At 41.1% G+C, this 21,817-nt stretch carries 19 protein-coding genes; 7 read left to right on the top strand and 12 right to left on the bottom strand.

What is annotated here, in order from left to right:
- Positions 1–246: hypothetical protein (locus tag HMPREF0027_RS12165; RefSeq protein WP_005621181.1), on the top strand; the 246-nt coding region annotated here is incomplete at its 5' end.
- A 55-nt stretch (positions 247–301) separates the two neighbouring features.
- Here the strand turns inward: HMPREF0027_RS12165 and rpoC are convergent.
- From rpoC to HMPREF0027_RS00510, 3 genes are all read right to left on the bottom strand, one after another.
- A complete protein-coding gene (gene rpoC, locus HMPREF0027_RS00520) occupies positions 302–4,573 on the bottom strand; it encodes a DNA-directed RNA polymerase subunit beta' (protein WP_005621179.1) in 4,272 nt (1,423 codons plus the stop codon).
- 126 nt (positions 4,574–4,699) lie between these two features.
- Complete coding sequence (rpoB, locus tag HMPREF0027_RS00515) at positions 4,700–8,728, bottom strand: DNA-directed RNA polymerase subunit beta (RefSeq protein WP_005621177.1); 4,029 nt, start codon at positions 8,726–8,728, stop codon at positions 4,700–4,702.
- Positions 8,729–9,056: 328 nt separating this feature from the next.
- Positions 9,057–9,389, bottom strand: coding sequence for a hypothetical protein (locus tag HMPREF0027_RS00510; protein ID WP_005621174.1), 333 nt, complete (start codon positions 9,387–9,389; stop codon positions 9,057–9,059).
- A 211-nt stretch (positions 9,390–9,600) separates the two neighbouring features.
- Here HMPREF0027_RS00510 and HMPREF0027_RS00505 point away from each other — a divergent pair, with 211 nt between their 5' ends.
- The gene (locus tag HMPREF0027_RS00505) at positions 9,601–9,861 is read left to right on the top strand and encodes a helix-turn-helix domain-containing protein (RefSeq protein WP_005621172.1); all 261 of its coding nucleotides are present in this window, start codon (positions 9,601–9,603) and stop codon (positions 9,859–9,861) included.
- A gap of 197 nt (positions 9,862–10,058) precedes the next feature.
- Here HMPREF0027_RS00505 and HMPREF0027_RS00500 read toward each other — a convergent pair whose 3' ends face one another.
- The 8 genes from HMPREF0027_RS00500 to secE all read right to left on the bottom strand — a co-directional run bounded on the left by HMPREF0027_RS00500 (position 10,059) and on the right by secE (position 14,506).
- A complete protein-coding gene (locus HMPREF0027_RS00500; RefSeq protein WP_005621170.1) occupies positions 10,059–10,400 on the bottom strand; it encodes a PIN domain-containing protein in 342 nt (113 codons plus the stop codon).
- Positions 10,401–10,424: 24 nt separating this feature from the next.
- Positions 10,425–10,670 (bottom strand): antitoxin, encoded by a 246-nt coding sequence (locus HMPREF0027_RS00495; RefSeq protein WP_005621168.1) that lies wholly within the window; start codon positions 10,668–10,670, stop codon positions 10,425–10,427.
- A gap of 254 nt (positions 10,671–10,924) precedes the next feature.
- Complete coding sequence (gene rplL / locus HMPREF0027_RS00490; RefSeq protein WP_005621166.1) at positions 10,925–11,290, bottom strand: 50S ribosomal protein L7/L12; 366 nt, start codon at positions 11,288–11,290, stop codon at positions 10,925–10,927.
- A 55-nt stretch (positions 11,291–11,345) separates the two neighbouring features.
- Complete coding sequence (rplJ, locus tag HMPREF0027_RS00485) at positions 11,346–11,837, bottom strand: 50S ribosomal protein L10 (RefSeq protein ID WP_044024187.1); 492 nt, start codon at positions 11,835–11,837, stop codon at positions 11,346–11,348.
- A 284-nt stretch (positions 11,838–12,121) separates the two neighbouring features.
- Entirely contained in the window at positions 12,122–12,811 is a 690-nt protein-coding gene (gene rplA / locus HMPREF0027_RS00480) for a 50S ribosomal protein L1 (protein WP_005621163.1), read from the bottom strand.
- 4 nt (positions 12,812–12,815) lie between these two features.
- A complete protein-coding gene (rplK, locus tag HMPREF0027_RS00475; protein WP_005599211.1) occupies positions 12,816–13,244 on the bottom strand; it encodes a 50S ribosomal protein L11 in 429 nt (142 codons plus the stop codon).
- Between the two features lie 283 nt (positions 13,245–13,527).
- Positions 13,528–14,091: a transcription termination/antitermination protein NusG gene (nusG, locus tag HMPREF0027_RS00470; RefSeq protein ID WP_005621161.1), complete on the bottom strand. Its 564-nt coding sequence runs from the start codon at positions 14,089–14,091 to the stop codon at positions 13,528–13,530.
- A gap of 1 nt (position 14,092) precedes the next feature.
- Positions 14,093–14,506 carry a preprotein translocase subunit SecE gene (gene secE / locus HMPREF0027_RS00465; protein ID WP_044024186.1) on the bottom strand — a complete coding sequence of 138 codons (414 nt, stop codon included), beginning with the start codon at positions 14,504–14,506 and terminating at the stop codon, positions 14,093–14,095.
- A 309-nt stretch (positions 14,507–14,815) separates the two neighbouring features.
- On the opposite strand from secE, the gene HMPREF0027_RS00460 reads away from it, so the two are divergent.
- The 3 genes from HMPREF0027_RS00460 to HMPREF0027_RS00450 all read left to right on the top strand — a co-directional run bounded on the left by HMPREF0027_RS00460 (position 14,816) and on the right by HMPREF0027_RS00450 (position 18,679).
- On the top strand, positions 14,816–15,088 hold the full coding sequence (locus HMPREF0027_RS00460) for a PTS sugar transporter subunit IIB (protein ID WP_044024185.1): 273 nt from the start codon (positions 14,816–14,818) through the stop codon (positions 15,086–15,088).
- An 8-nt stretch (positions 15,089–15,096) separates the two neighbouring features.
- A complete protein-coding gene (locus HMPREF0027_RS00455; protein WP_005621153.1) occupies positions 15,097–16,452 on the top strand; it encodes a PTS ascorbate transporter subunit IIC in 1,356 nt (451 codons plus the stop codon).
- A 220-nt stretch (positions 16,453–16,672) separates the two neighbouring features.
- Positions 16,673–18,679 carry an OPT family oligopeptide transporter gene (locus tag HMPREF0027_RS00450; protein ID WP_005621151.1) on the top strand — a complete coding sequence of 669 codons (2,007 nt, stop codon included), beginning with the start codon at positions 16,673–16,675 and terminating at the stop codon, positions 18,677–18,679.
- A 44-nt stretch (positions 18,680–18,723) separates the two neighbouring features.
- On the opposite strand, the gene dprA is transcribed toward HMPREF0027_RS00450, so the two are convergent.
- On the bottom strand, positions 18,724–19,878 hold the full coding sequence (dprA, locus tag HMPREF0027_RS00445) for a DNA-processing protein DprA (RefSeq protein ID WP_005621148.1): 1,155 nt from the start codon (positions 19,876–19,878) through the stop codon (positions 18,724–18,726).
- 184 nt (positions 19,879–20,062) lie between these two features.
- Here dprA and def point away from each other — a divergent pair, with 184 nt between their 5' ends.
- A complete protein-coding gene (gene def, locus HMPREF0027_RS00440; RefSeq protein WP_005621146.1) occupies positions 20,063–20,575 on the top strand; it encodes a peptide deformylase in 513 nt (170 codons plus the stop codon).
- Positions 20,576–20,714: 139 nt separating this feature from the next.
- A complete protein-coding gene (rfaD, locus tag HMPREF0027_RS00435; protein WP_005621144.1) occupies positions 20,715–21,641 on the top strand; it encodes an ADP-glyceromanno-heptose 6-epimerase in 927 nt (308 codons plus the stop codon).
- Positions 21,642–21,817: the final 176 nt, after the last annotated feature.

The following is a 21,817-nucleotide window of genomic DNA, read 5'->3' as shown; positions in this document are numbered from 1 at the left end:
CCCCTTGAAAATTATCTACCTAGTGAATACTTTTCCGAATTCTTTGAAAAAACTAGAACAATGCAATATCCTAATAAGGAAATAACAAAATTAAAATCAAGATCTAGCTCTAAATTTGAAATTTCATTAAAGTTTACTGAAAAATATAGCAAATTCGATTGTAGCTATAATGAAAAGCTTTCCTTACCAGAGTTCATAGAAGATATTTATAATAAGATAAGTATGTGGAATAAAAATTATTCTTAGCCAAAAGCCCCCAGAACGAGAGTTCTGGGGCTTTTTATCTATCCGATACTTCGAATTACTCTTCATCACCTGCGTTTAATAACGCTGCTAGGCTTTGAGTTGCATCGTCTGCAACGAATTCAAATTCTGCTTCGATATCAGCATCGGTTGCGAATCCGTTAGCTTTTGCAACCGGAGCTTCGAAAGCGACCGCTTGTTCTTGTTGGCTACGTTTTTTCGCACGTGCTTGGTGATACGCGAAACCTGTACCAGCTGGGATTAAACGACCTACGATTACGTTCTCTTTCAAGCCGCGTAATTCGTCACGTTTACCTGCCACTGCAGCTTCAGTAAGAACACGTGTTGTTTCTTGGAACGACGCTGCTGAGATAAATGACTCAGTTGCAAGCGACGCTTTGGTAATACCAAGTAATTCACGTTCGAACTCAACAAGTGGTTTGCCTTCTTCTGCACGTTTACGGTTAGCAATTTTCACGCGAGCCACTTCAACTTGTTCCCCTTCGAGGAATTCGCTGTCATATGCGTTGGTGATAACCGCTTTACGTAACATTTGGCGAACGATAACTTCAATGTGTTTATCGTTAATTTTTACCCCTTGTAAGCGGTAAACTTCTTGTACTTCGTTTACGATGTAATCTGTTACAGCGTGAACGCCACGTAAACGTAAGATGTCGTGCGGGGTTTCTGCACCATCAGAGATTACATCACCACGTTGTACCATCTCGCCTTCGAATACGTTGAGTTGACGCCATTTTGGAATCATTTCTTCGAATGCTTCGCCTTCTGCCGGCGTGATCACTAAACGACGTTTACCTTTAGTTTCTTTACCGAATGACACGATACCTGAAATTTCAGCAAGGATTGCTGGCTCTTTCGGTTTACGTGCTTCGAATAAGTCTGCTACGCGTGGAAGACCACCGGTAATATCTTTTGTACCCACAGACTCTTGTGGAATACGTGCTAATGTTTCACCGACTTCGATTTCTGCACCGTCATCTAAGGTTACGATTGCTTTACCCGGTAAGAAGTATTGTGCTGCAACGTCTGTGCCAGGGATTAAGATGTCGTTACCTTGCGCATCAACTAAACGTAATGCCGGACGTAAATCTTTACCTGCTGTTGCACGTTCACCAACATCTTGTACCACGATAGAGGATAAACCGGTTAATTCATCGGTTTGACGAGTAACGGTTAAGCCATCTACGATGTCGCTGAATTGGATGCGACCGCTTACCTCTGAGATTACCGGCATTGTATGCGGATCCCAGTTCGCAACTACTTCACCTACTACAACTTCTGCACCGTCGTTTTTAGAAAGTACTGCACCGTAAGGTACTTTATAGTTTTCTTTGGTACGACCAAATGTGTCGATAACGGTTAATTCTGTGTTACGTGAAGTTAATACGATTTTGCCTTCTTTGTTAGTTACAAATTTAGCGTTAGTTAACTTAATCGTACCTGCGTTTTTCACTTGGATGCTAGATTCTTTTGCTGCCGCAGAAGCCGCACCACCGATGTGGAACGTACGCATGGTTAACTGTGTACCCGGTTCACCGATTGATTGCGCCGCAATAACACCCACTGCTTCACCTTGGTTGATAAGGTGACCGCGAGCAAGGTCACGACCGTAACATTTCGCACACACACCGAAGTCTGTGTTACAAGTTACCACTGAACGTACTTTGATTACGTCCACAGATTCCGCATCAATTACGTCACACCATTTCTCATCGATTAAGGTGTTACGTGGAATTAATACTTCTTCCGTACCTGGTTTTAATACGTCTTCTGCCACCACACGACCTAATACACGATCACGTAATGCTTCTTTAACGTCACCACCTTCGATTAACGGAGTCATCACGATACCTTCGTGTGTACCACAGTCATCTTCAGTTATTACTAAGTCTTGTGCTACGTCTACTAAACGACGTGTTAAGTAACCTGAGTTCGCTGTTTTTAATGCGGTATCCGCAAGACCTTTACGCGCACCGTGGGTTGAAATAAAGTACTGAAGAACGTTCAGACCTTCACGGAAGTTTGCGGTAATCGGTGTTTCGATGATCGAGCCGTCCGGACGAGCCATAAGACCACGCATACCCGCTAACTGACGAATCTGAGCTGCAGAACCACGCGCACCCGAGTCAGCCATCATAAAGATACTGTTGAATGACGCTTGTTTTTCTGGGTTACCTTCACGGTTGATTACTTCTTCCGTTGAAAGGTTTTCCATCATTGCTTTTGCAACACGTTCGTTTGCAGCCGCCCAAATATCGATTACTTTGTTATAACGTTCACCTGCAGTTACAAGACCTGAGTTAAACTGTTCTTGAATCTCTGCAACTTCTGCTTCCGCCACACGGATAATTTCATTTTTCTGCGCCGGAATTACCATATCATCGATACCAACTGACGCACCTGAACGAGCAGCGTATGCGAAACCGGCATACATGATTTGGTCAGCAAGAATTACCGATTCTTTTAAACCTAAACGACGGTAGCTTTCGTTGATTAATTTTGAAATCGCTTTTTTACCTAACGTTTGGTTGAATACTTTAAACGGCATACCTTTCGGTGCAATCATCCATAAGATTGCACGACCGATAGTGGTATCCACTAAGTTAGTTTCCGCAACTAACTCACCCGCTTCGTTTTTCACGTGTTCAGTAATACGAACTTTTACGCGAGCGTGTAATTCAGCTTGACCGGTACGGTATGCTTTTTCCGCTTCACGTGGGTCAAGGAAATACATTCCTTCACCTTTCGCATTTACTTTCTCACGCGTCATGTAGTAAAGACCTAATACAACGTCCTGAGAAGGTACGATAATCGGGTCACCACTTGCTGGTGAAAGTACGTTGTTAGTTGACATCATTAACGCACGAGCTTCTAATTGAGCCTCAAGTGTTAATGGTACGTGTACCGCCATTTGGTCACCATCGAAGTCCGCGTTGAACGCCGCACAAACAAGTGGGTGTAACTGGATTGCTTTACCTTCGATTAATAACGGTTCAAACGCTTGGATACCCAAACGGTGAAGTGTTGGCGCACGGTTTAATAAAATTGGGTGTTCACGAATAACTTCTGCAAGGATATCCCATACGATCGGTTCTTCACGCTCAACCATTTTCTTCGCAGCTTTGATTGTTGAAGCAATGCCACGAGATTCTAATTTAGAGTAAATAAACGGACGGAATAATTCCAATGCCATTTTTTTCGGTAAACCACATTGGTGTAGGTGTAAGTAAGGACCTACGGTGATTACCGAACGACCTGAGTAGTCTACACGTTTACCTAATAAGTTCTGACGGAAACGACCTTGTTTACCCTTGATCATATCTGCAAGAGATTTTAATGGACGTTTGTTAGAACCTGTAATCGCACGACCACGACGCCCGTTATCTAATAACGCATCAACAGACTCTTGTAACATACGTTTTTCGTTACGTACGATGATATCCGGCGCAACTAAATCTAATAAACGTTTTAAACGGTTGTTACGGTTGATCACACGACGATATAAATCGTTCAGATCTGAAGTCGCAAAACGACCACCATCAAGTGGTACTAATGGACGAAGATCCGGTGGAAGCACTGGTAACACAGTCATTACCATCCACTCCGGTTTGTTACCAGATTGTTGGAATGCTTCTAATAATTTTAAGCGTTTTGTGATTTTCTTACGTTTTGTTTCAGAGTTAGTTTCTTGTAACTCTTCACGCATCATTTCACATTGGTGCTCTAAGTCCATATCGCGTAAAAGTGCTTGAATACCTTCTGCACCCATTTTCGCTTCAAACTCGTCCCCCCAACGCTCTTCCGCTTCCCAATATTGTTCTTCGGTTAATAACTGATTTTTCTCTAAATCAGTCATACCCGGTTCAGTAACAACATAAGATTCGAAATAAAGTACACGTTCGATATCACGTAAAGGCATATCTAAGATTAAACCAATACGGGACGGAAGTGATTTTAAGAACCAAATGTGCGCAACCGGACACGCAAGTTCGATATGACCCATACGGTCACGACGTACTTTAGTTTGGGTTACTTCAACGCCACATTTTTCACAAATTACACCACGGTGTTTTAAGCGTTTATATTTACCACAAAGACATTCGTAATCTTTTACCGGTCCGAAGATACGTGCACAGAAAAGACCATCACGCTCAGGTTTAAAGGTACGATAGTTAATTGTTTCCGGTTTTTTTACTTCACCGAAAGACCAAGAACGGATTTTATCCGGTGATGCTAAACCAATTTTAATTACATCAAAATCATCATTCGATTTCGATTGTGCTTTTAAAAACTTTACTAAGTCTTTCACTTTTTGCCCCTAGTGAGGAATTAAAGTTTTGCTTAGAACACAGGGCTCTAAACGAGGAAATCTGGTTTTACAAGCGGTCAAATTTTGCAAATTTTTTACCAAATTCGACCGCTTGACGGTTGACGACTAGTCTTCGTCTAACTCCATATCGATACCTAAGGCACGAATCTCTTTCAACAATACGTTGAATGATTCCGGCATACCCGGTTCCATTTGGTGTGTGCCGTCTACGATGTTTTTATACATCTTCGTACGACCGTTCACGTCATCCGATTTAACCGTTAACATTTCTTGTAAGGTGTAAGCAGCACCGTATGCTTCTAATGCCCAAACCTCCATCTCACCGAAACGCTGACCACCGAACTGCGCTTTACCACCAAGTGGTTGCTGAGTAACAAGACTATAAGAACCTGTTGAACGCGCGTGCATTTTGTCGTCAACTAAGTGGTTCAATTTGAGCATATACATATAACCTACGGTTACAGGACGCTCGAATTTCTCACCGGTACGACCGTCAAATAATGTAATCTGACCTGAAGTCGGTAAGCCACCTAATTCTAATAAGCCTTTGATTTCAGCTTCGTGCGCACCATCAAATACTGGTGTTGCAAGCGGTAAACCTTTACGTAAATTTTCTGCTAAACGCATTACTTCTTCATCAGTAAAGGTACTTAAATCAACAACTTGTGAACCGTGACCTAAATCATACGCTTTTTGGATATATTCACGTAATTTAGCCACTTCTTGTTGCTGTTTGATCATCTTATTAATCTGATCACCGATACCTTTCGCCGCTAAACCTAAGTGTGTTTCTAAGATCTGACCGATGTTCATACGTGAAGGTACACCCAGCGGGTTCAATACGATCTCAACCGGTTGCCCGTTTTCATCGTACGGCATATCTTCAACAGGATTGATTTTCGAGATAACACCTTTGTTACCGTGACGACCCGCCATTTTATCACCCGGTTGGATTTGACGACGAACCGCTAAGTAAACTTTAACAACTTTTAACACACCCGGTGCTAAATCGTCACCTTGGATGATCTTGTTGCGTTTAATTTCAAGTTTACGTTCGAACTCTTTACGTAATTCTTCGTGTTGTTCCGCAAGCTGTTCTAATTGATTTTGTTTCTCTTCGTCATCTAAGGTTTGTTCTAACCATTTCTCACGAGCAACTTTATCTAATTCAGCTTCAGATACGCCGCCTTCAACTAATAAGTTACGAACACGAGTAAATAAGCCAGCTTCTAAAATTTCTAACTCTTCAGTTAAATCTTTCTTCGCTTCTTTAAGCTGCATTTCCTCGATTTCTAATGCACGTTTATCTTTTTCAACGCCATCACGAGTAAATACTTGAACGTCAATAACCGTACCTGAAGTACCGTTTGGTACACGTAATGAAGAATCTTTAACATCAGATGCTTTCTCACCGAAGATTGCACGTAAAAGTTTTTCTTCCGGTGTTAATTGGGTTTCACCTTTAGGCGTTACTTTACCTACTAAGATGTCGCCGCCTTTAACTTCCGCACCAACGTACACGATACCTGACTCATCAAGTTTGCTTAATGCTGATTCGCCCACGTTCGGAATATCCGCAGTGATTTCTTCCGCACCAAGTTTAGTATCACGCGCCACACAAGATAATTCTTGGATGTGGATTGTTGTGAAACGATCTTCTTGTACCACACGCTCAGAAACTAACATTGAGTCTTCGAAGTTATAACCATTCCATGGCATGAACGCCACACGAATGTTTTGACCTAATGCTAATTCACCTAAGTCTGTTGAAGGACCATCCGCTAAGATCTCACCACGCGCTACCGGCTCACCTAAATTCACACAAGGAATTTGGTTGATACAGGTATTTTGGTTTGAACGGGTATATTTAATTAAGTTATAGATGTCGATACCTGCTTCGCCCAGAATCGTTTCATCTTCGTTTACTTTCACCACGATACGAGATGCATCAACGTATTGGATAGTACCACCACGTTTCGCCACAATCGCAACACCTGAGTCAAGTGCAATTGGTTTTTCCATACCGGTACCAACAAGAGGTTTATCCGCACGTAATGTAGGAACTGCCTGACGTTGCATGTTCGCCCCCATTAACGCACGGTTCGCATCGTCGTGCTCAAGGAACGGAATTAATGCCGCCGCCACAGAAACAACTTGTTGTGTTGAGATATCCATATAGTGAATATCTTCCGGTTTGTATAAACCTGACTCACCGTGTTCACCACGACAGGTTACGTATGTATCAGTGAAACGGAACTCTTCATCTAAGTTAGAGTTCGCCTGAGCGATAACGTAGTTACCTTCTTCGATTGCTGATAAATACTCGATATCTTCGGTTACTTGACCGTTTACCACTTTACGGAATGGTGTTTCCAAGAAACCGTAGTTATTGGTACGTGCATACACAGAAAGTGAGTTGATCAAACCGATGTTTGGACCCTCTGGGGTTTCGATTGGACATAAACGACCATAGTGAGTCGGGTGTACGTCTCGAACCTCAAAGCCTGCACGTTCACGGGTTAAACCGCCCGGACCTAATGCCGAAATACGACGTTTGTGTGTAACCTCTGAAAGCGGGTTATTTTGGTCCATAAATTGCGAAAGTTGTGAAGAACCGAAGAATTCTTTCACTGCCGCAGAAATCGGTTTCGCATTGATTAAATCTTGCGGAGTAATACCGTCTAAGTCACCTAATGATAAACGTTCACGCACTGCACGTTCCACACGCACTAAACCAATACGGAATTGGTTTTCTGCCATTTCACCTACAGAACGGATACGACGGTTACCTAAGTGGTCGATATCGTCCACTTCACCGCGACCATTACGGATTTCGAGTAATTTTTGCATTATGCCGATAATGTCATCATTACTTAAAATACCTGAGCCTACGCCTTCAGCAAGGTTAAGTGAACGATTGAACTTCATACGACCTACCGCAGATAAGTCATAACGATCTGCAGAGAAGAACATATTATCGAATAACGCTTCCGCTGCTTCTTTCGTTGGCGGCTCGCCCGGACGCATCATACGATAAATTTCAACTAATGCGCTTAAGCGGTCATAAGTCGGGTCAACACGTAATGTTTCTGAAATATAAGGGCCGTGATCTAAGTCGTTGGTAAATAACACATCGATCTCTTTGTAACCTGCTTGCGATAATTTCGCTAGCATCTCCATTGAGATTTCCATGTTTGCCGGACAAACTAATTCGCCGGTTGAAAGATCGATATAATCTTTCGCTGCGACTTTACCTACGATGTACTCTACCGGTACTTCGATTTGAGTAATGCCGTCTTTTTCTAAAGTACGAATATGACGCGCAGTAATACGACGACCACGTTCTACATATACTTTACCGTCCGCTTCAATATCAAATGCAGCGGTTTCACCACGTAAACGCTCTGGCACCAATGTCATTAATAATTTGTTATCTTGGATTTCAAAGGTTACTTTTTCGAAGAAAATCGAAAGAATTTCTTCTGTGGTATAGCCTAAAGCACGCAGAATGATGGTTGCCGGTAATTTACGACGACGATCGATACGCGCATAAAGATTATCTTTCGGATCGAACTCGAAATCTAACCAAGAACCACGGTAAGGAATAATACGTGCGTTATAAAGCACTTTACCTGATGAGTGGGTTTTACCTTTGTCAGAATCGAAGAATACGCCCGGACTACGGTGTAACTGAGATACGATTACACGCTCAGTACCATTGATAACGAAAGTACCGTTGTCGGTCATTAATGGGATTTCGCCCATATACACGTTTTGTTCTTTAATGTCTTTTACCGTGCCTGCTGCCGCTTCACGATCAAAAGTCACTAAACGTAATTTTACGCGTAATGGTGCTGCATAGGTTGTACCACGAATTTGACATTCACGAACGTCAAATACCGGCTCACCTAATTCGTAAGAAACGTATTGTAATTCAGTCGCACCATTGTTGCTCACAATAGGGAACACTGAACGGAATGCCGCTTCTAAACCTTGTTGTCCATCTGGATCTCTTTCAATAAATTTTTCAAAAGAATCAAGCTGAATTGTTAATAGATAAGGTACGTTCAGAACTTGTGGACGTTTGCCAAAGCTCTTACGAATACGCTTTTTCTCGGAATATGAATATGCCATTTTTTAAGATAGCCTCTGAAATATATTTTGGTTGAGATTACACAATCCGACACGAAAGACTCGGTTGGAAGTGGCATTATAAAAAACTGTACGAGGTGTCATTTTCCAATCGCCAATCAAGCAGTCAGAAATCACTACTGCAAGCGGTCAAATTGGGCAGGAAATTTGCAAATTTTGTTGATTAAAATGACAAAACCAACACTTGCGTTCAAGCACAAAAGGCTGACCGGTCAAGCCGTCAGCCAATTTTTACTAAAAATGGTTGTAAATTATAGCGGATTTTACAAAATTTTACAACAATTTGACCGCTTGTTTTTATGGGGAAGAACTATTTAGTTGAACAGCCTGCAATTGATTTATCATAAACAATGTTTCCTTCTACAATGTAACTTACGTGGAAAAGTCCTTGTTTAAGATTAATAACTGCATCAGATAAAGCAACACCGCATCTATCTGTTTGAATAGCTGCATCTACTGCGTTTTTCATATATACGATTGAAGCACTTGAATCTTCGCCTTTTACTCTAGGACCAGTACCTAACGAATTACTATTTAAATTAATATTTTTCGTACTTAACACTGTAAAATCACCCACTCTATGAGTAACGCAAGCAGATAAAAGTATAGAAATAGCTCCTAGTATAATAAATTTCATTTTCATAGTATTTTACCTTAAATAAGTTTATCAATATTGTTTTACTTCCTATGTCAATAGGAAGTAAAGGGAGTATACTCCCTTGAAAAATTGATTATTTTAAAATCAATTTTCGATTTCATGTCTTAGTCTAAAAAATAACTTATGTAAACTATAGTTTATGTTTTGTATCTCTTGAGTTATTGCTGAATAATCGACTAACAATAATACTAAGAGAATGAAAAATGAAACGCTGACCAACCACCCGATTCGCCATACTTTTGCCAATAATCTTAGAAAAATCCGCCGATTAAAGGATATTTCTCAAGAGGCATTAGCATTTGACGCCGAACTGAGCCGAGCTTATATAAGTGATGTCGAAAGAGGGAAAAGAGCCACCTCAATTGATGCTATGGGGAAAATAGCCGACGCTCTAAACGTCAGCCTAATAGACCTACTGAAAAGTGACTATTCAGTAGATGATTTGATTCAAAAATAAAAACAAGCGGTCGTTTTTCTACCATTTTTTGCAAATAATCCGAACGTAGGGTGGGGCTTGCCCCACCACTGCGATTTTGATTACATCATTGCGATAACGTAGGGGCGAAACATCTTTCACCCCATTCAAATATCAAATACCAAAAAGGGCAAAAAATATTTTGCCCCTACATTTTTAACACGTCCAATCTTGCCAATTTAATGTTCAATTCGCTCAAACTCTTTGACATTATGCGTTACCAATATCGCATTACAAGCTAAAGCGTGACAAGCAATCCATAAATCATTTCCACCAATGGGCTTGCCTTGTAACTTCAATTTATTTGCCCAAACACCATAAAATTCACAGATTTTTTCATTTGGGTAAACAACCGAAATACGTTGTTTTAACTTTTCGATATTCGCTAAGGCTTTTTCTGGATTAGCACTGCCATTTGCTCCTTTAAGTAACTCAGCGTAGGTAATAAAGCTCATAACTAATTGATCACTTGGCGTAAGTTGTGCCACACGTTCTGCCACTGCAAGCGGTCGATTTTTCATTAAATAAAAATCAAAATATTGGTATCAAGTATATAGATCATCTCGCTCTTGTGGTGGAGATGTATCTCTATCTTCCAATGCCTGAATAAAATCATCATCAAAATTGGAAAATAAAGCCAAAAACTCCATATCGGCTTGGAGTTTCACAGGACGCAAAATAACATCGCCATTCTGCCCTTGTAGAATCTCGACGGTATCTACGTCAAAACGGAAATCAAACGGAATCCTCACCGCTTGGCTATTACCACTTTGGAAGACTTTTGTTCGCATACCACACCTCAATATATACACTAAATATCAAGAGTATATGCTATGCTTATTTTTCATTGATTGCAATAGCCGGTTTTATGCACAATAGATATGTTTATACAATAAACATATCTATTGAAATCTAATAACAAGCGGTTGTTTTTCTTTCGTTTTTTGCAAAAAATCGGATAAAAATCACCGCTTGCAAAAACAAAACCCCGATGTTTCCATCGGGGTTTGTTGAACTTGAAGTTCGGGAAAAGTTAAATCAAAAATTATTTGATTTCTACTTTCGCACCAGCTTCTTCTAATTCTTTCTTAAGTGCTTCAGCTTCACCTTTAGAGATGCCTTCTTTTAATGCTGCTGGTGCAGATTCAACTAAGTCTTTAGCTTCTTTTAAGCCTAAACCTGTTGCACCACGTACCGCTTTGATTACAGCAACTTTGTTTGCACCAGCTTCTGCTAAGATTACGTCGAATTCAGTTTTCTCTTCTGCTGCTGCCGCTGCTGGAGCTGCTGCTGCAACTGCTGCCGCTGCTGAAACGCCGAATTTTTCTTCCATCGCTGTGATTAATTCAACGATTTCTGATACTGATTTAGAAGCAATCGCTTCAATGATTTGTTCGTTAGTTAATGACATAACAATCGATTCCTAAAGTAAATAAAGTTAAACGAATAAAGAAGTACTGCTAAAATTAAGCAGCTGCTTCCATTTGGTCGCGTAATGCTGCAAGAGTGCGAACAAGTTTGCCTGCCGCAGCTTCTTTCATTGTGCCCATTAAACGTGCAATTGCTTCTTCGTAAGTTGGTAATGTAGCTAAGAATTCTACATCTTGTACTTTACCTTCAAAGGCTGCACCTTTAAGTTCAAACTCTTTGTTTGTTTTCGCAAATTCAGTGAACAAACGTGCTGCTGCACCCGGGTGTTCATTTGAGAATGCGATAAGAGTTGGACCGGTAAACGTATCTGTTAAGCACTCGAATTCTGTGCCTTCCACTGCACGACGTAATAAAGTATTACGTACAACTTGCATTGTAACACCAGCTTCGCGAGCTGCTTTACGTAACTCAGTCATTTTTTCAACTGTTACGCCGCGTGAATCCGCAACAACAGCTGAAAGTGCACCTTTGGCAGCTTCGTTTACTTCAGCAACAATCGCTTGTTTGTCTTGAAGATTTAATGCCATTGGTTTTAGCTCCTGATACACTCTACTCTTTCAAGTAGAATTTACAAAAAATCCCAAAAATATCACCGCTTGTTTTACAACAAGTTGCAATCTTCTGAGCCTAAGGTGTACAGAAGCAGAGAATTCTGTCTGTTCACCATCTATGTAGGATAATTAAGTTTTCACCCCTACAGTCTTAGACGGGGCTTAGATTAGGCTAAGCACCATCAGCTTGCTCTCGCAAGTTAAGACCGCAAATTATACAATAATCTACGACCTTGTAAAGTTTTAACTTCTATTAGAAATTAAAGTGATGCTTGATCAACAGCAACACCAGCACCCATAGTTGTAGAGATGCTTACTTTCTTGATGAAGATACCTTTAGCTGTTGTTGGTTTAGCTTTGTTTAACGCCGCTAATAATGCAACTAAGTTATCTTTTAATTGTTCAGGTGCAAAGTCTGCTTTACCGATCGTTGTATGGATAATACCATTTTTGTCGTTACGGTAACGGATCTGACCTGATTTAGCATTTTTAACCGCTTCAGCAACGTTTGGTGTTACAGTACCAACTTTCGGGTTTGGCATTAAGCCGCGTGGACCTAATACTTGACCTAATTGACCTACAACACGCATTGCATCCGGAGAAGCGATAACAACATCAAAGTTCATTTCGCCTTTCTTTATTTGCTCTGCTAAATCTTCCATACCTACTAAATCAGCGCCTGCTGCTTTAGCTGCTTCTGCGTTCACGCCTTGTGTGAATACTGCTACGCGAGCTGTACGACCTGTACCGTGTGGTAATACTGTTGCACCACGTACGTTTTGGTCTGATTTACGAGGGTCGATACCTAAGTTCACCGCTACGTCTACGCTTTCAACGAATCTAGCTGTTGCGAATTGTTTTAAAACTGCGATCGCTTCGTTGATTTCGTAAGCTTTAGTAGAATCTACGCCAGCTTTAATTGCTTTCATTTTTTTAGTCAATTTAGCCATTGTATTATTCCTCTACGATTAAGCCCATTGAGCGAGCTGTACCAGCGATTGATTTCATTTTAGTTTCGATAGTAGCACCAGTCATATCTGCCGCTTTAGTTTCAGCGATTTGACGTAATTGCTCTTGAGTTACTGTACCCACTTTATCTTTGTTCGGTTTACCTGAACCAGATTTGATACCTACAGCTTTCTTAAGTAATACTGCTGCCGGTGGAGTTTTAGTTACGAAAGTGAATGAACGGTCTGCGTAAACTGTGATAACAACAGGGATTGGTAAACCTTTTTCTAAGCTCTCAGTACGAGCGTTGAATGCTTTACAGAATTCCATGATGTTAACACCTTGTTGACCTAATGCAGGACCAACTGGTGGTGAAGGGTTAGCCATACCAGCTGCAACTTGCAACTTAACGTATGCTTGGACTTTTTTTGCCATTTTTAAGTTTCCTCTAAGTGGGTAATAACGCCTAAAATCGGCTCCCCTGTTACACAAAAAACGAGTTAGCAAGCCAACTCGTATAGATTGATTATTCTAAATAAATTGCGATCATTTTTCAAGCAAAACTATTTAGAATAATAAAATTTCATTGCTGAAAGCTAAAATGTATCGTAAAAGATACATTACAGAATGCAACAAGCAGTCATTTTTTAAAAAATTTTTGCAAAAATTACGTGAAAATAAACCGCTTACTTTCAGCTAGATTCTGTATAAAAAACAATTACGCTTGTTTTTCAACTTGACCGAATTCAAGTTCAACCGGTGTCGCACGTCCGAAGATCGATACAGACACTTTTAAGCGACCTTTTTCGTAATCCACTTCTTCGACCGTACCGGTAAAGTCTGCGAACGGACCTTCGGTTACACGAACGTTTTCGCCTGGTTGGTATTCGTTACGATGACGTGGTTTTTCCGCTGTCTCTTGAACACGGTTTAAAATACGTTCTGCTTCACGTTTAGAAATCGGTGCAGGTTTATCCGCCGTACCGCCGATAAAGCCCATTACACGCGGCACACTTTTTACTAAGTGCCATGTGTCGTCATTCATTTCCATTTGCACTAATACGTAACCCGGGAAGAATTTACGTTCTGTACGGCGACGTTTACCGCCTACGTTTTCAACGACTTCTTCAGTCGGCACTAATACTTCACCAAACTGATCTTCCATTTGGTGTAACTTGATATATTCACGTAATGTTACTGCAACACGGTTTTCAAAACCTGAAAATGCTTGTAATACATACCAACGCATTTTTGTTACTTCTGTATTTTCTACTTCGCTCATCTTAGAACCTTAAATTTGTTAAAAACGTAATCAATGTAACGATAATAGAGTCGATACCCCATAATACTAATGACACTACTACACACATTGCGAGTACAATTAATGTAGCTTGGGTCGCTTCCGGACGAGTTGGCCAAATAATTTTTCTAAGCTCTGTACGAGATTCTTTAATAAAGCCAATCGCTGTTTGACCTTGGTTAGTCATTGCTGCAAGTACAATAGCGCCTACTACTAATACAACAAGCAATAATACGCGTACAACTAATGAAAAATGCGATGCGAAATACGCATTACCAATCGCAGCTACAGCAAGTAATGCAATAGCAACAACCCATAGTGCACCATTTACACCCTTACTTTTAACGCCCTTTTCTTCGATCTGTTCAGGGGTTTTCTTTTTAATCTCAGTAGCCATATAAAACCTAAAATGTTGTGAAAAAAGAGAACAATTATTTTGAAAAGCGTTAGATTCTAACATTTTTAGCCTTACTTGCCACGATCTTTTATGCAAATTTATCCAAAAATTTTATTTCGAAATATTTTGCAAAGATCTTTATTCGGATAAAACAACAAAATGGCTTTCACTTTCTTATCAGAATAAATGTTATCCAGTTCACATTTTTCGTTTTTGCTCATTGCAGCAGGCAATCTTTCTATTTTATAGTCAATCCCACTTCGAATTCAGCGAAGTTATTCACGAGTTTTTTCTTAAATGGAGGCAAAAATGAAAATTATGGCAGTTTGTGGTCATGGTATCGGCAGCAGTTTTATGATGGAAATGAACATCAAAAAAGCCTTAGCCAAAATTGGGGTTGAAGCAGAAGTCGGGCATACCGATTTGGCCTCTGTTACGCCGGCTGATGCGGATGTATTTGTGATGGCGAAAGATATTGCCAGCAGCAGTAATATTGCCAAAGACAAAATTATTGTCGTTAAAAATATTATTAGTGTAAGTGAATTCGAAGAAAAATTAACCGCTTATTTTAATCGTGCGTGAGGTGGGTTATGAACTCAATTCTCTTTTTTATTCTAGATATATTAAAAGTGCCGTCTGTTTTAGTCGGCTTAATCGCTTTAGTCGGCTTAGTCGCCCAGAAAAAAGCGCTACCCGATATTATTAAAGGTACGGTAAAAACCATTCTTGGTTTCTTGGTATTAAGCGGCGGTGCAACCGTGTTGCTCAGTTCATTAACACCGTTAGGTGGTATGTTTGAACACGCATTTAATGTACAAGGCATTATTCCGAATAATGAAGCGATTGTATCCATGGCGATTGAGAAATATGGTACCGCTACCGCACTGATTATGGCGTTTGGTATGGTTGCCAATATTATCGTTGCACGCTTTACCCGCCTAAAATTTATCTTCTTAACCGGCCACCACACTTTTTATATGGCGTGTATGATCGGCGTGATTCTTACCGTGGCCGGTTTTGAGGGCGTACAACTGGTGTTTGTCGGTGCATTAACCCTAGGTCTAATTATGGCGTTCTTTCCGGCAATTGCGCATCGTTATATGTGTCAGGTAACCGGTAGTAATGATGTCGGATTCGGTCACTTCGGCACATTAGGTTATGTCTTAGCAGGCGCTCTCGGACAAGCGGTCGGAAAAGGCTCAAAATCTACCGAAGAAATGGATTTACCGAAAAACCTCAGCTTCTTGCGTGACAGTTCGATTTCAATCTCACTTACGATGATGGTGATCTACTATGTATTAGCCATTGCATCAGGTAGCGAATATGTTTCTACCCTCAGTGGCGGACAACACTGTTTGGTTTATGCGACGATTCAAGCGATTACCTTTGCTGCCGGTGTCTATGTCATTCTGCAAGGGGTACGTTTAATTTTAGCAGAAATCGTACCGGCATTCACCGGCTTCTCGGAAAAATTGGTACCGGACGCCAAACCAGCACTAGACTGCCCGATTGTTTTCCCTTATGCACCGAATGCGGTGTTAATCGGTTTCTTAGCGAGTTTTGCCGGTGGGGTAATCAGTTTAGCGATATTAGGGCAATTAAATTGGGTATTAATCCTACCGGGTGTGGTACCGCACTTCTTCTGCGGTGCAACCGCAGGCGTGTTCGGTAATGCAACCGGCGGTCGCCGCGGTGCGATTATTGGTGCATTCGCACACGGTGTATTAATCACTTTCTTACCGGTGTTCTTATTGCCTGTTCTCGGTTCGTTAGGTTTTGCCAATACCACTTTCTCAGATGCAGACTTCGGCGGTGTCGGTATCGTATTAGGTTATATGGCACAGCTCTTCAATAAAGATGTGATCACAGCGATTATTGTCGGATTATTTGCGCTATTAGTCGCTTATAACTATCTGGCTAAGAAACCGGTGACCGAAGCGGAATAACAAGCGGTCTAATTCTCATAAAAAATTGCAAAAAATGTATTTTAATGCAATTGTACATCCTTTCATTTGGAGCCAATTCTTATCGGAATTGGCTCTATTTTTTGCTCAAAATCACAATTTTGTGTAAATATTCGTTGAAATGCACGTAAAATAAGCTGAATAATTATCTATATTTGTACATTTTCCTATAATATGTTGTTTTATTTATTTTGGAGGACTTATGCATAATCCTACTGCTCTACGTGAGTTGACCCTACGCGGAATGATTTTAGGGGCGCTCATCACGGTGGTGTTCACAGCATCTAACGTTTATTTAGGCCTAAAAGTGGGCATGACGTTTGCGTCATCAATTCCTGCTGCGGTTATCTCAATGGCTGTACTCAAAATGTTTAAGGGGTCAAATATCCTAGAAAACAATATGGTACAAACCCAAGCATCATCTGCCGGTACACTTTCATCGGTTATCTTTGTTATCCCTGCATTATTAATGATGGGTTATTGGCAAAACTTCCCGTTTTGGCAAACTTTACTAATTTGTATTTCCGGCGGGATTTTAGGGGTTATCTTCACGGTTCCATTACGTAATGTAATGGTAGTGAAAAGTGTTCTTCCTTATCCGGAAGGCGTTGCCGCGGCAGAAATTTTAAAAGCCGGTGATGAAAGCGATAGCAAAGACAGCGGTGTTAAAGAAATCGTTACCGGTGGTGCATTAGCTGCATTAGTGAGCTTCCTGACTAACGGTTTACGTGTAGTTGCTGACGGTGCAAGCTACTGGTTTAAAGGTGGTAATGCGGTATTCCAATTACCGATGGGCTTCTCTTTTGCATTACTCGGTGCAGGCTATTTAGTCGGTATGATGGGCGGTATCGCTATGTTAATCGGTACGTTCTTTACTTGGGGTGTTGCGGTCCCTTACTTCACAGCGACTACACCAATGCCGGCCGATGCGGATATGATTAGCTTTGCGATGGGTTTATGGAAAAGTAAAGTTCGCTTTATCGGGGTAGGAACTATCGGTATTGCGGCAATCTGGACATTGCTCGTATTGTTCAAACCTATGCTACAAGGTATGTCACAAGCTTTCCGTGCGTTAAAAGATCCAACATTACAAAATGTAGAATGTACCGCACAAGATCTGTCACCGAAAACAATGATTTATACCGTACTCGCTAGCGTCGCATTAATCATTATTGCATTAGTCAGCTTCTTACAACCGGTCGGTTTACCGATGGAATTAGCTTTCTTATTAGTTGTACTTTGTACGATTCTTGCAGTGGTAGTCGGCTTCTTAGTCGCAGCGGCATCCGGTTATATGGCTGGTTTGGTTGGTTCATCATCAAGCCCGATTTCAGGTATCGGTATCATCTCGATCGTAATCATTTCTTTAATTCTGATGGTAGTGGGTAATGCGATCGGCTTAATGGAAAATGCGGACGGACAACGCTTCCTCACAGCATTAACCATTTTCACCGCATCAATCGTGTTCTGTGTTTCAACCATTTCAAATGATAACCTACAAGATTTAAAAACCGGTTATTTAGTGAAAGCAACACCATGGCGTCAACAATTTGCGTTAATTATCGGTTGTATCGTAGGTGCGTTTGTCATTACACCGGTATTGGAAATTCTTTACCACGCATACGGTTTTGCTGGTGCAATGCCACGGGAAGGAATGGATGCGGCACAAGCACTTTCTGCACCGCAAGCTACGATTATGATGACCATTTCAAACGGTATTTTCTCAAACAGCCTTGAATGGACTTATATTTTAGTCGGTGTTACTTTCGGTATTTGTTTAATTATCGTGGATACATTACTGAAAAAATCCAGCGCAGGTCGTTTAGGTTTACCGACTTTAGCCGTGGGTATCGGTATCTATTTACCGCCGGTAGTAAACGTCCCATTAATTATCGGCGCATTACTTTCTTGCTTGGTTAATCGTCATATTCAACGCCATGCAAAACGTAGCGGTAAAGATGTTGAAGCCGCAACCAAAAAAGCAGAGCGCTACGGTACACTTTTCGCCGCTGGTTTAATCGTTGGTGAAAGTTTAGTCGGCGTACTGTTAGCCTTTGTGATCGCAGGTTCGGTAACCTCCGGCGATTCCGATGCGCCGTTAGCACTGGATCTTGAAAACTGGGATAGCATGGCGAAATTACTCGGCTTAACGCTATTTGTGATCGGCTGCATTATTTTCGCTCGTCGTGTACTACAAGCGAAAAAATAAATTTTTCTTCTTTTGAATTAAACGGCATCCATAGATGCCGTTTTTTATTGCCTTACATAACCACCATTCACCTGCTTAATCACACTTAATAATTCCAAACCCAGTAACTCAACTAATAGCGTTTCCACTTCCAACGAGGTTGCTTTCGCCAAATCGTCAATCGAAATCGGATCAAGACCGATATGTTCCACAATTTGTTGCTGACAAGCGGTCATTTCCGGCAATTTTTTTGCAAGGTGATTACCCCTATTCGGCACGTTGGCTTTTGCGAAAAATTGTGCGTTTTCAACCGCTTGCGGCAGTTCAAACATAGCCTGTTGCCGAGGCTGATCCGGCAATTGATATTGAATCGCTTGTAAAATATCCTCTATCGTTTCGGTTAAGACCGCCCCTTCTTTGATCAGTTTATGACAGCCTTGTGCATACGGATTTTGTACCGAATTCGGTAACGCAAAAACTTCTCGCCCTTGCTCCAACGCATAACGGGCGGTAATCAGCGAACCGCTATTTAATGTGGCTTCCACCACTAACGTACCAAGCGATAAGCCGCTGATAATTCGATTACGACGCGGAAAATTCTCGGCAAGCGGAGGTTGATTCGGAAAAAATTCCGACACTAACGCCCCACCGCTTTCGACAATTTGCTCCGCCAATTTTTTGTGCCTTGCCGGATAAACTTGATCTAAACCGCTACCCAAAACGGCAATGGTGATACCCTGTTCCGCTACCGCTCGCTGATGACAAAAACCGTCTATGCCGATTGCGAGTCCACTGGTAACAGCCAAATGATGTTTAATCAGTTGCTCAGTAAAATAGCCCGCCCAGTATTCTCCGTAGGCGGAAAAGTCTCGACTGCCGACAATCGCAATTTGCGGCAGACTCAAACAGCTTATCGAACCTCGCACAAATAACACCGGTGGTGCAGTGCTAATTTGCCGTAATAAAAACGGATATTCCTCATCAAATAAGGCTAATAAGCGTTGATTCGGTTGTTCCGCCCACGCCAATGCACTCTCAATCCAACGCATCTCCGGATTGAACCAGCGTTGAATCTGTTTCTCGTTCCAACCGATTTGTTGTAATTGGCGTTTGTCATATTGGCAAAATTGGGCAAAATCTACTTCGGATAACAGGCGAGCAATTCGCTGCGCACCCAATTGCGGGATTTGTAATAATTTCAGTAAATCAGTCTGTGACATTAATAAGTTCCCCAAATTAATTATGGATTATTGAAAGGAAACATAGACAAATCGCAATTAAACAGGTAATTTAGTCGGACGTTCGTCTTATTTGTCTATGTTTTTCACAAAATAGCCAATCATAAGAAAACGAGTTAATTAACCAATTTATAATTTTTTATTTTTCGATTGAGATCACAAAAAAATGTCAGTTTTAGAAGTTGTACTTTACCCAGATGAAGGGTTAGCAAAAGTGTGTGAGCCTGTCGCACAGGTGGACGATGAATTAAATCAGTTCATCGATGATATGTTTGACACGATGTACGAAAACGAAGGTATCGGTCTTGCTGCACCGCAAGTGGGCGTATTAAAACGTGTTATTACCATTGATATTGAAGGCGATAAAACTAACCAAGTGGTACTGATTAACCCAGAGATTTTAGAATCATGCGGCGAAACCGGTATCGAAGAAGGCTGTTTATCGATCCCCGGTTATCGTGCGTTAGTGCCACGTAAAGAAAAAGTGAAGGTAAAAGCGTTAAACCGTAAAGGCGAAGAAGTGATTTACGATGCGGATGGCTTATTCGCTATCTGTATCCAACACGAAATCGACCACCTCAACGGTGTGCTGTTCGTGGACCACATCTCTGCACTTAAACGCCAACGCATTAAAGAAAAAATGCAAAAACTCAAAAAACAAATTGAGCGTGCGAAATAATCCTACCCATTAAGAAAAGCGAGCATTGTCTCGCTTTTTCTTTGTTTGCTAGCAAGCGGTCTAATTTGCTGCAAAATTTGCAAATCCGCCCTAATCCACCGATAATATCCCTGTTTTTAATTTCAAAAAGGAAAAAGCTATGATTATCGTAACAGGCGGCTTTGGTATGATCGGTAGCAATATCGTCAAAGCATTAAATGAAATCGGCAGAAAAGATATTCTTGTTGTAGATAACTTAAAAAACGGCGAAAAATTCGTAAATTTAGTGGATTTAGATATTGCGGATTATTGTGATAAAGAAGATTTTATCGCTTCTATCATTGCCGGCGATGATTTCGGCGATATTGATGCGGTATTCCACGAAGGAGCTTGCTCGGCGACCACCGAATGGGACGGCAAATACTTAATGCACAATAACTACGAATATTCAAAAGAGTTATTACATTTCTGTTTAGATCGCCAAATTCCGTTCTTCTACGCATCAAGTGCGGCAACTTACGGCGGTCGTTCGGATAACTTTATTGAAGAGCGAAAATTTGAACAACCGCTCAATGCTTACGGTTACTCAAAATTCCTATTTGACGAATATGTACGCCAAGTTTTACCGGAAGCGGATTCGCCGGTATGCGGTTTTAAATATTTCAACGTGTATGGCCCGCGTGAACAACACAAAGGTTCAATGGCAAGCGTAGCGTTCCACTTAAACAATCAAATGCTGAAAGGCGAAAATCCGAAATTATTCGAAGGTTCAGAAACCTTCTTACGTGATTTCGTGTATGTGGAAGACGTGGCGAAAGTGAATATCTGGGCGTGGCAAAACAGTATTTCCGGCATTTATAACCTTGGTACCGGCAAAGCGGAATCGTTCCAAGCGGTAGCACAAGCAGTAATCGACTTCCACGGCAAAGGCGAAATCGAAAAAATCCCATTCCCGGATCATTTAAAATCTCGCTACCAAACCTTCACCCAAGCGGATTTAACCAAACTCCGTGCGGCAGGCTATACAGGCACATTCAAAACTGTAGCCGAAGGCACTAAAGAATATATGGCGTGGTTAAATCGTTAATATCTAGCCTTACATAAATTACTCTAGCAACTTGTATGAAGGTAATTTTTATACTTGTAATTCGAAATCAAAAGGCTTATATTATCTGTAAGGGCGTAAGCTGCCATAAGTGCTACTTAATTAGGTGTAAGCTACCATAAGTGCTAAAGAGAAGATGCCTAACTGATCTGCCCCCC

The sequence above is a fragment of the Actinobacillus ureae ATCC 25976 genome (genome assembly GCF_000188255.1).
GTDB classification, from domain to species: Bacteria; Pseudomonadota; Gammaproteobacteria; order Enterobacterales; family Pasteurellaceae; genus Actinobacillus; species Actinobacillus ureae.
Note: the sequence above shows the minus strand (reverse complement) of the source record. Positions and strands in the feature narration are given on the sequence as shown.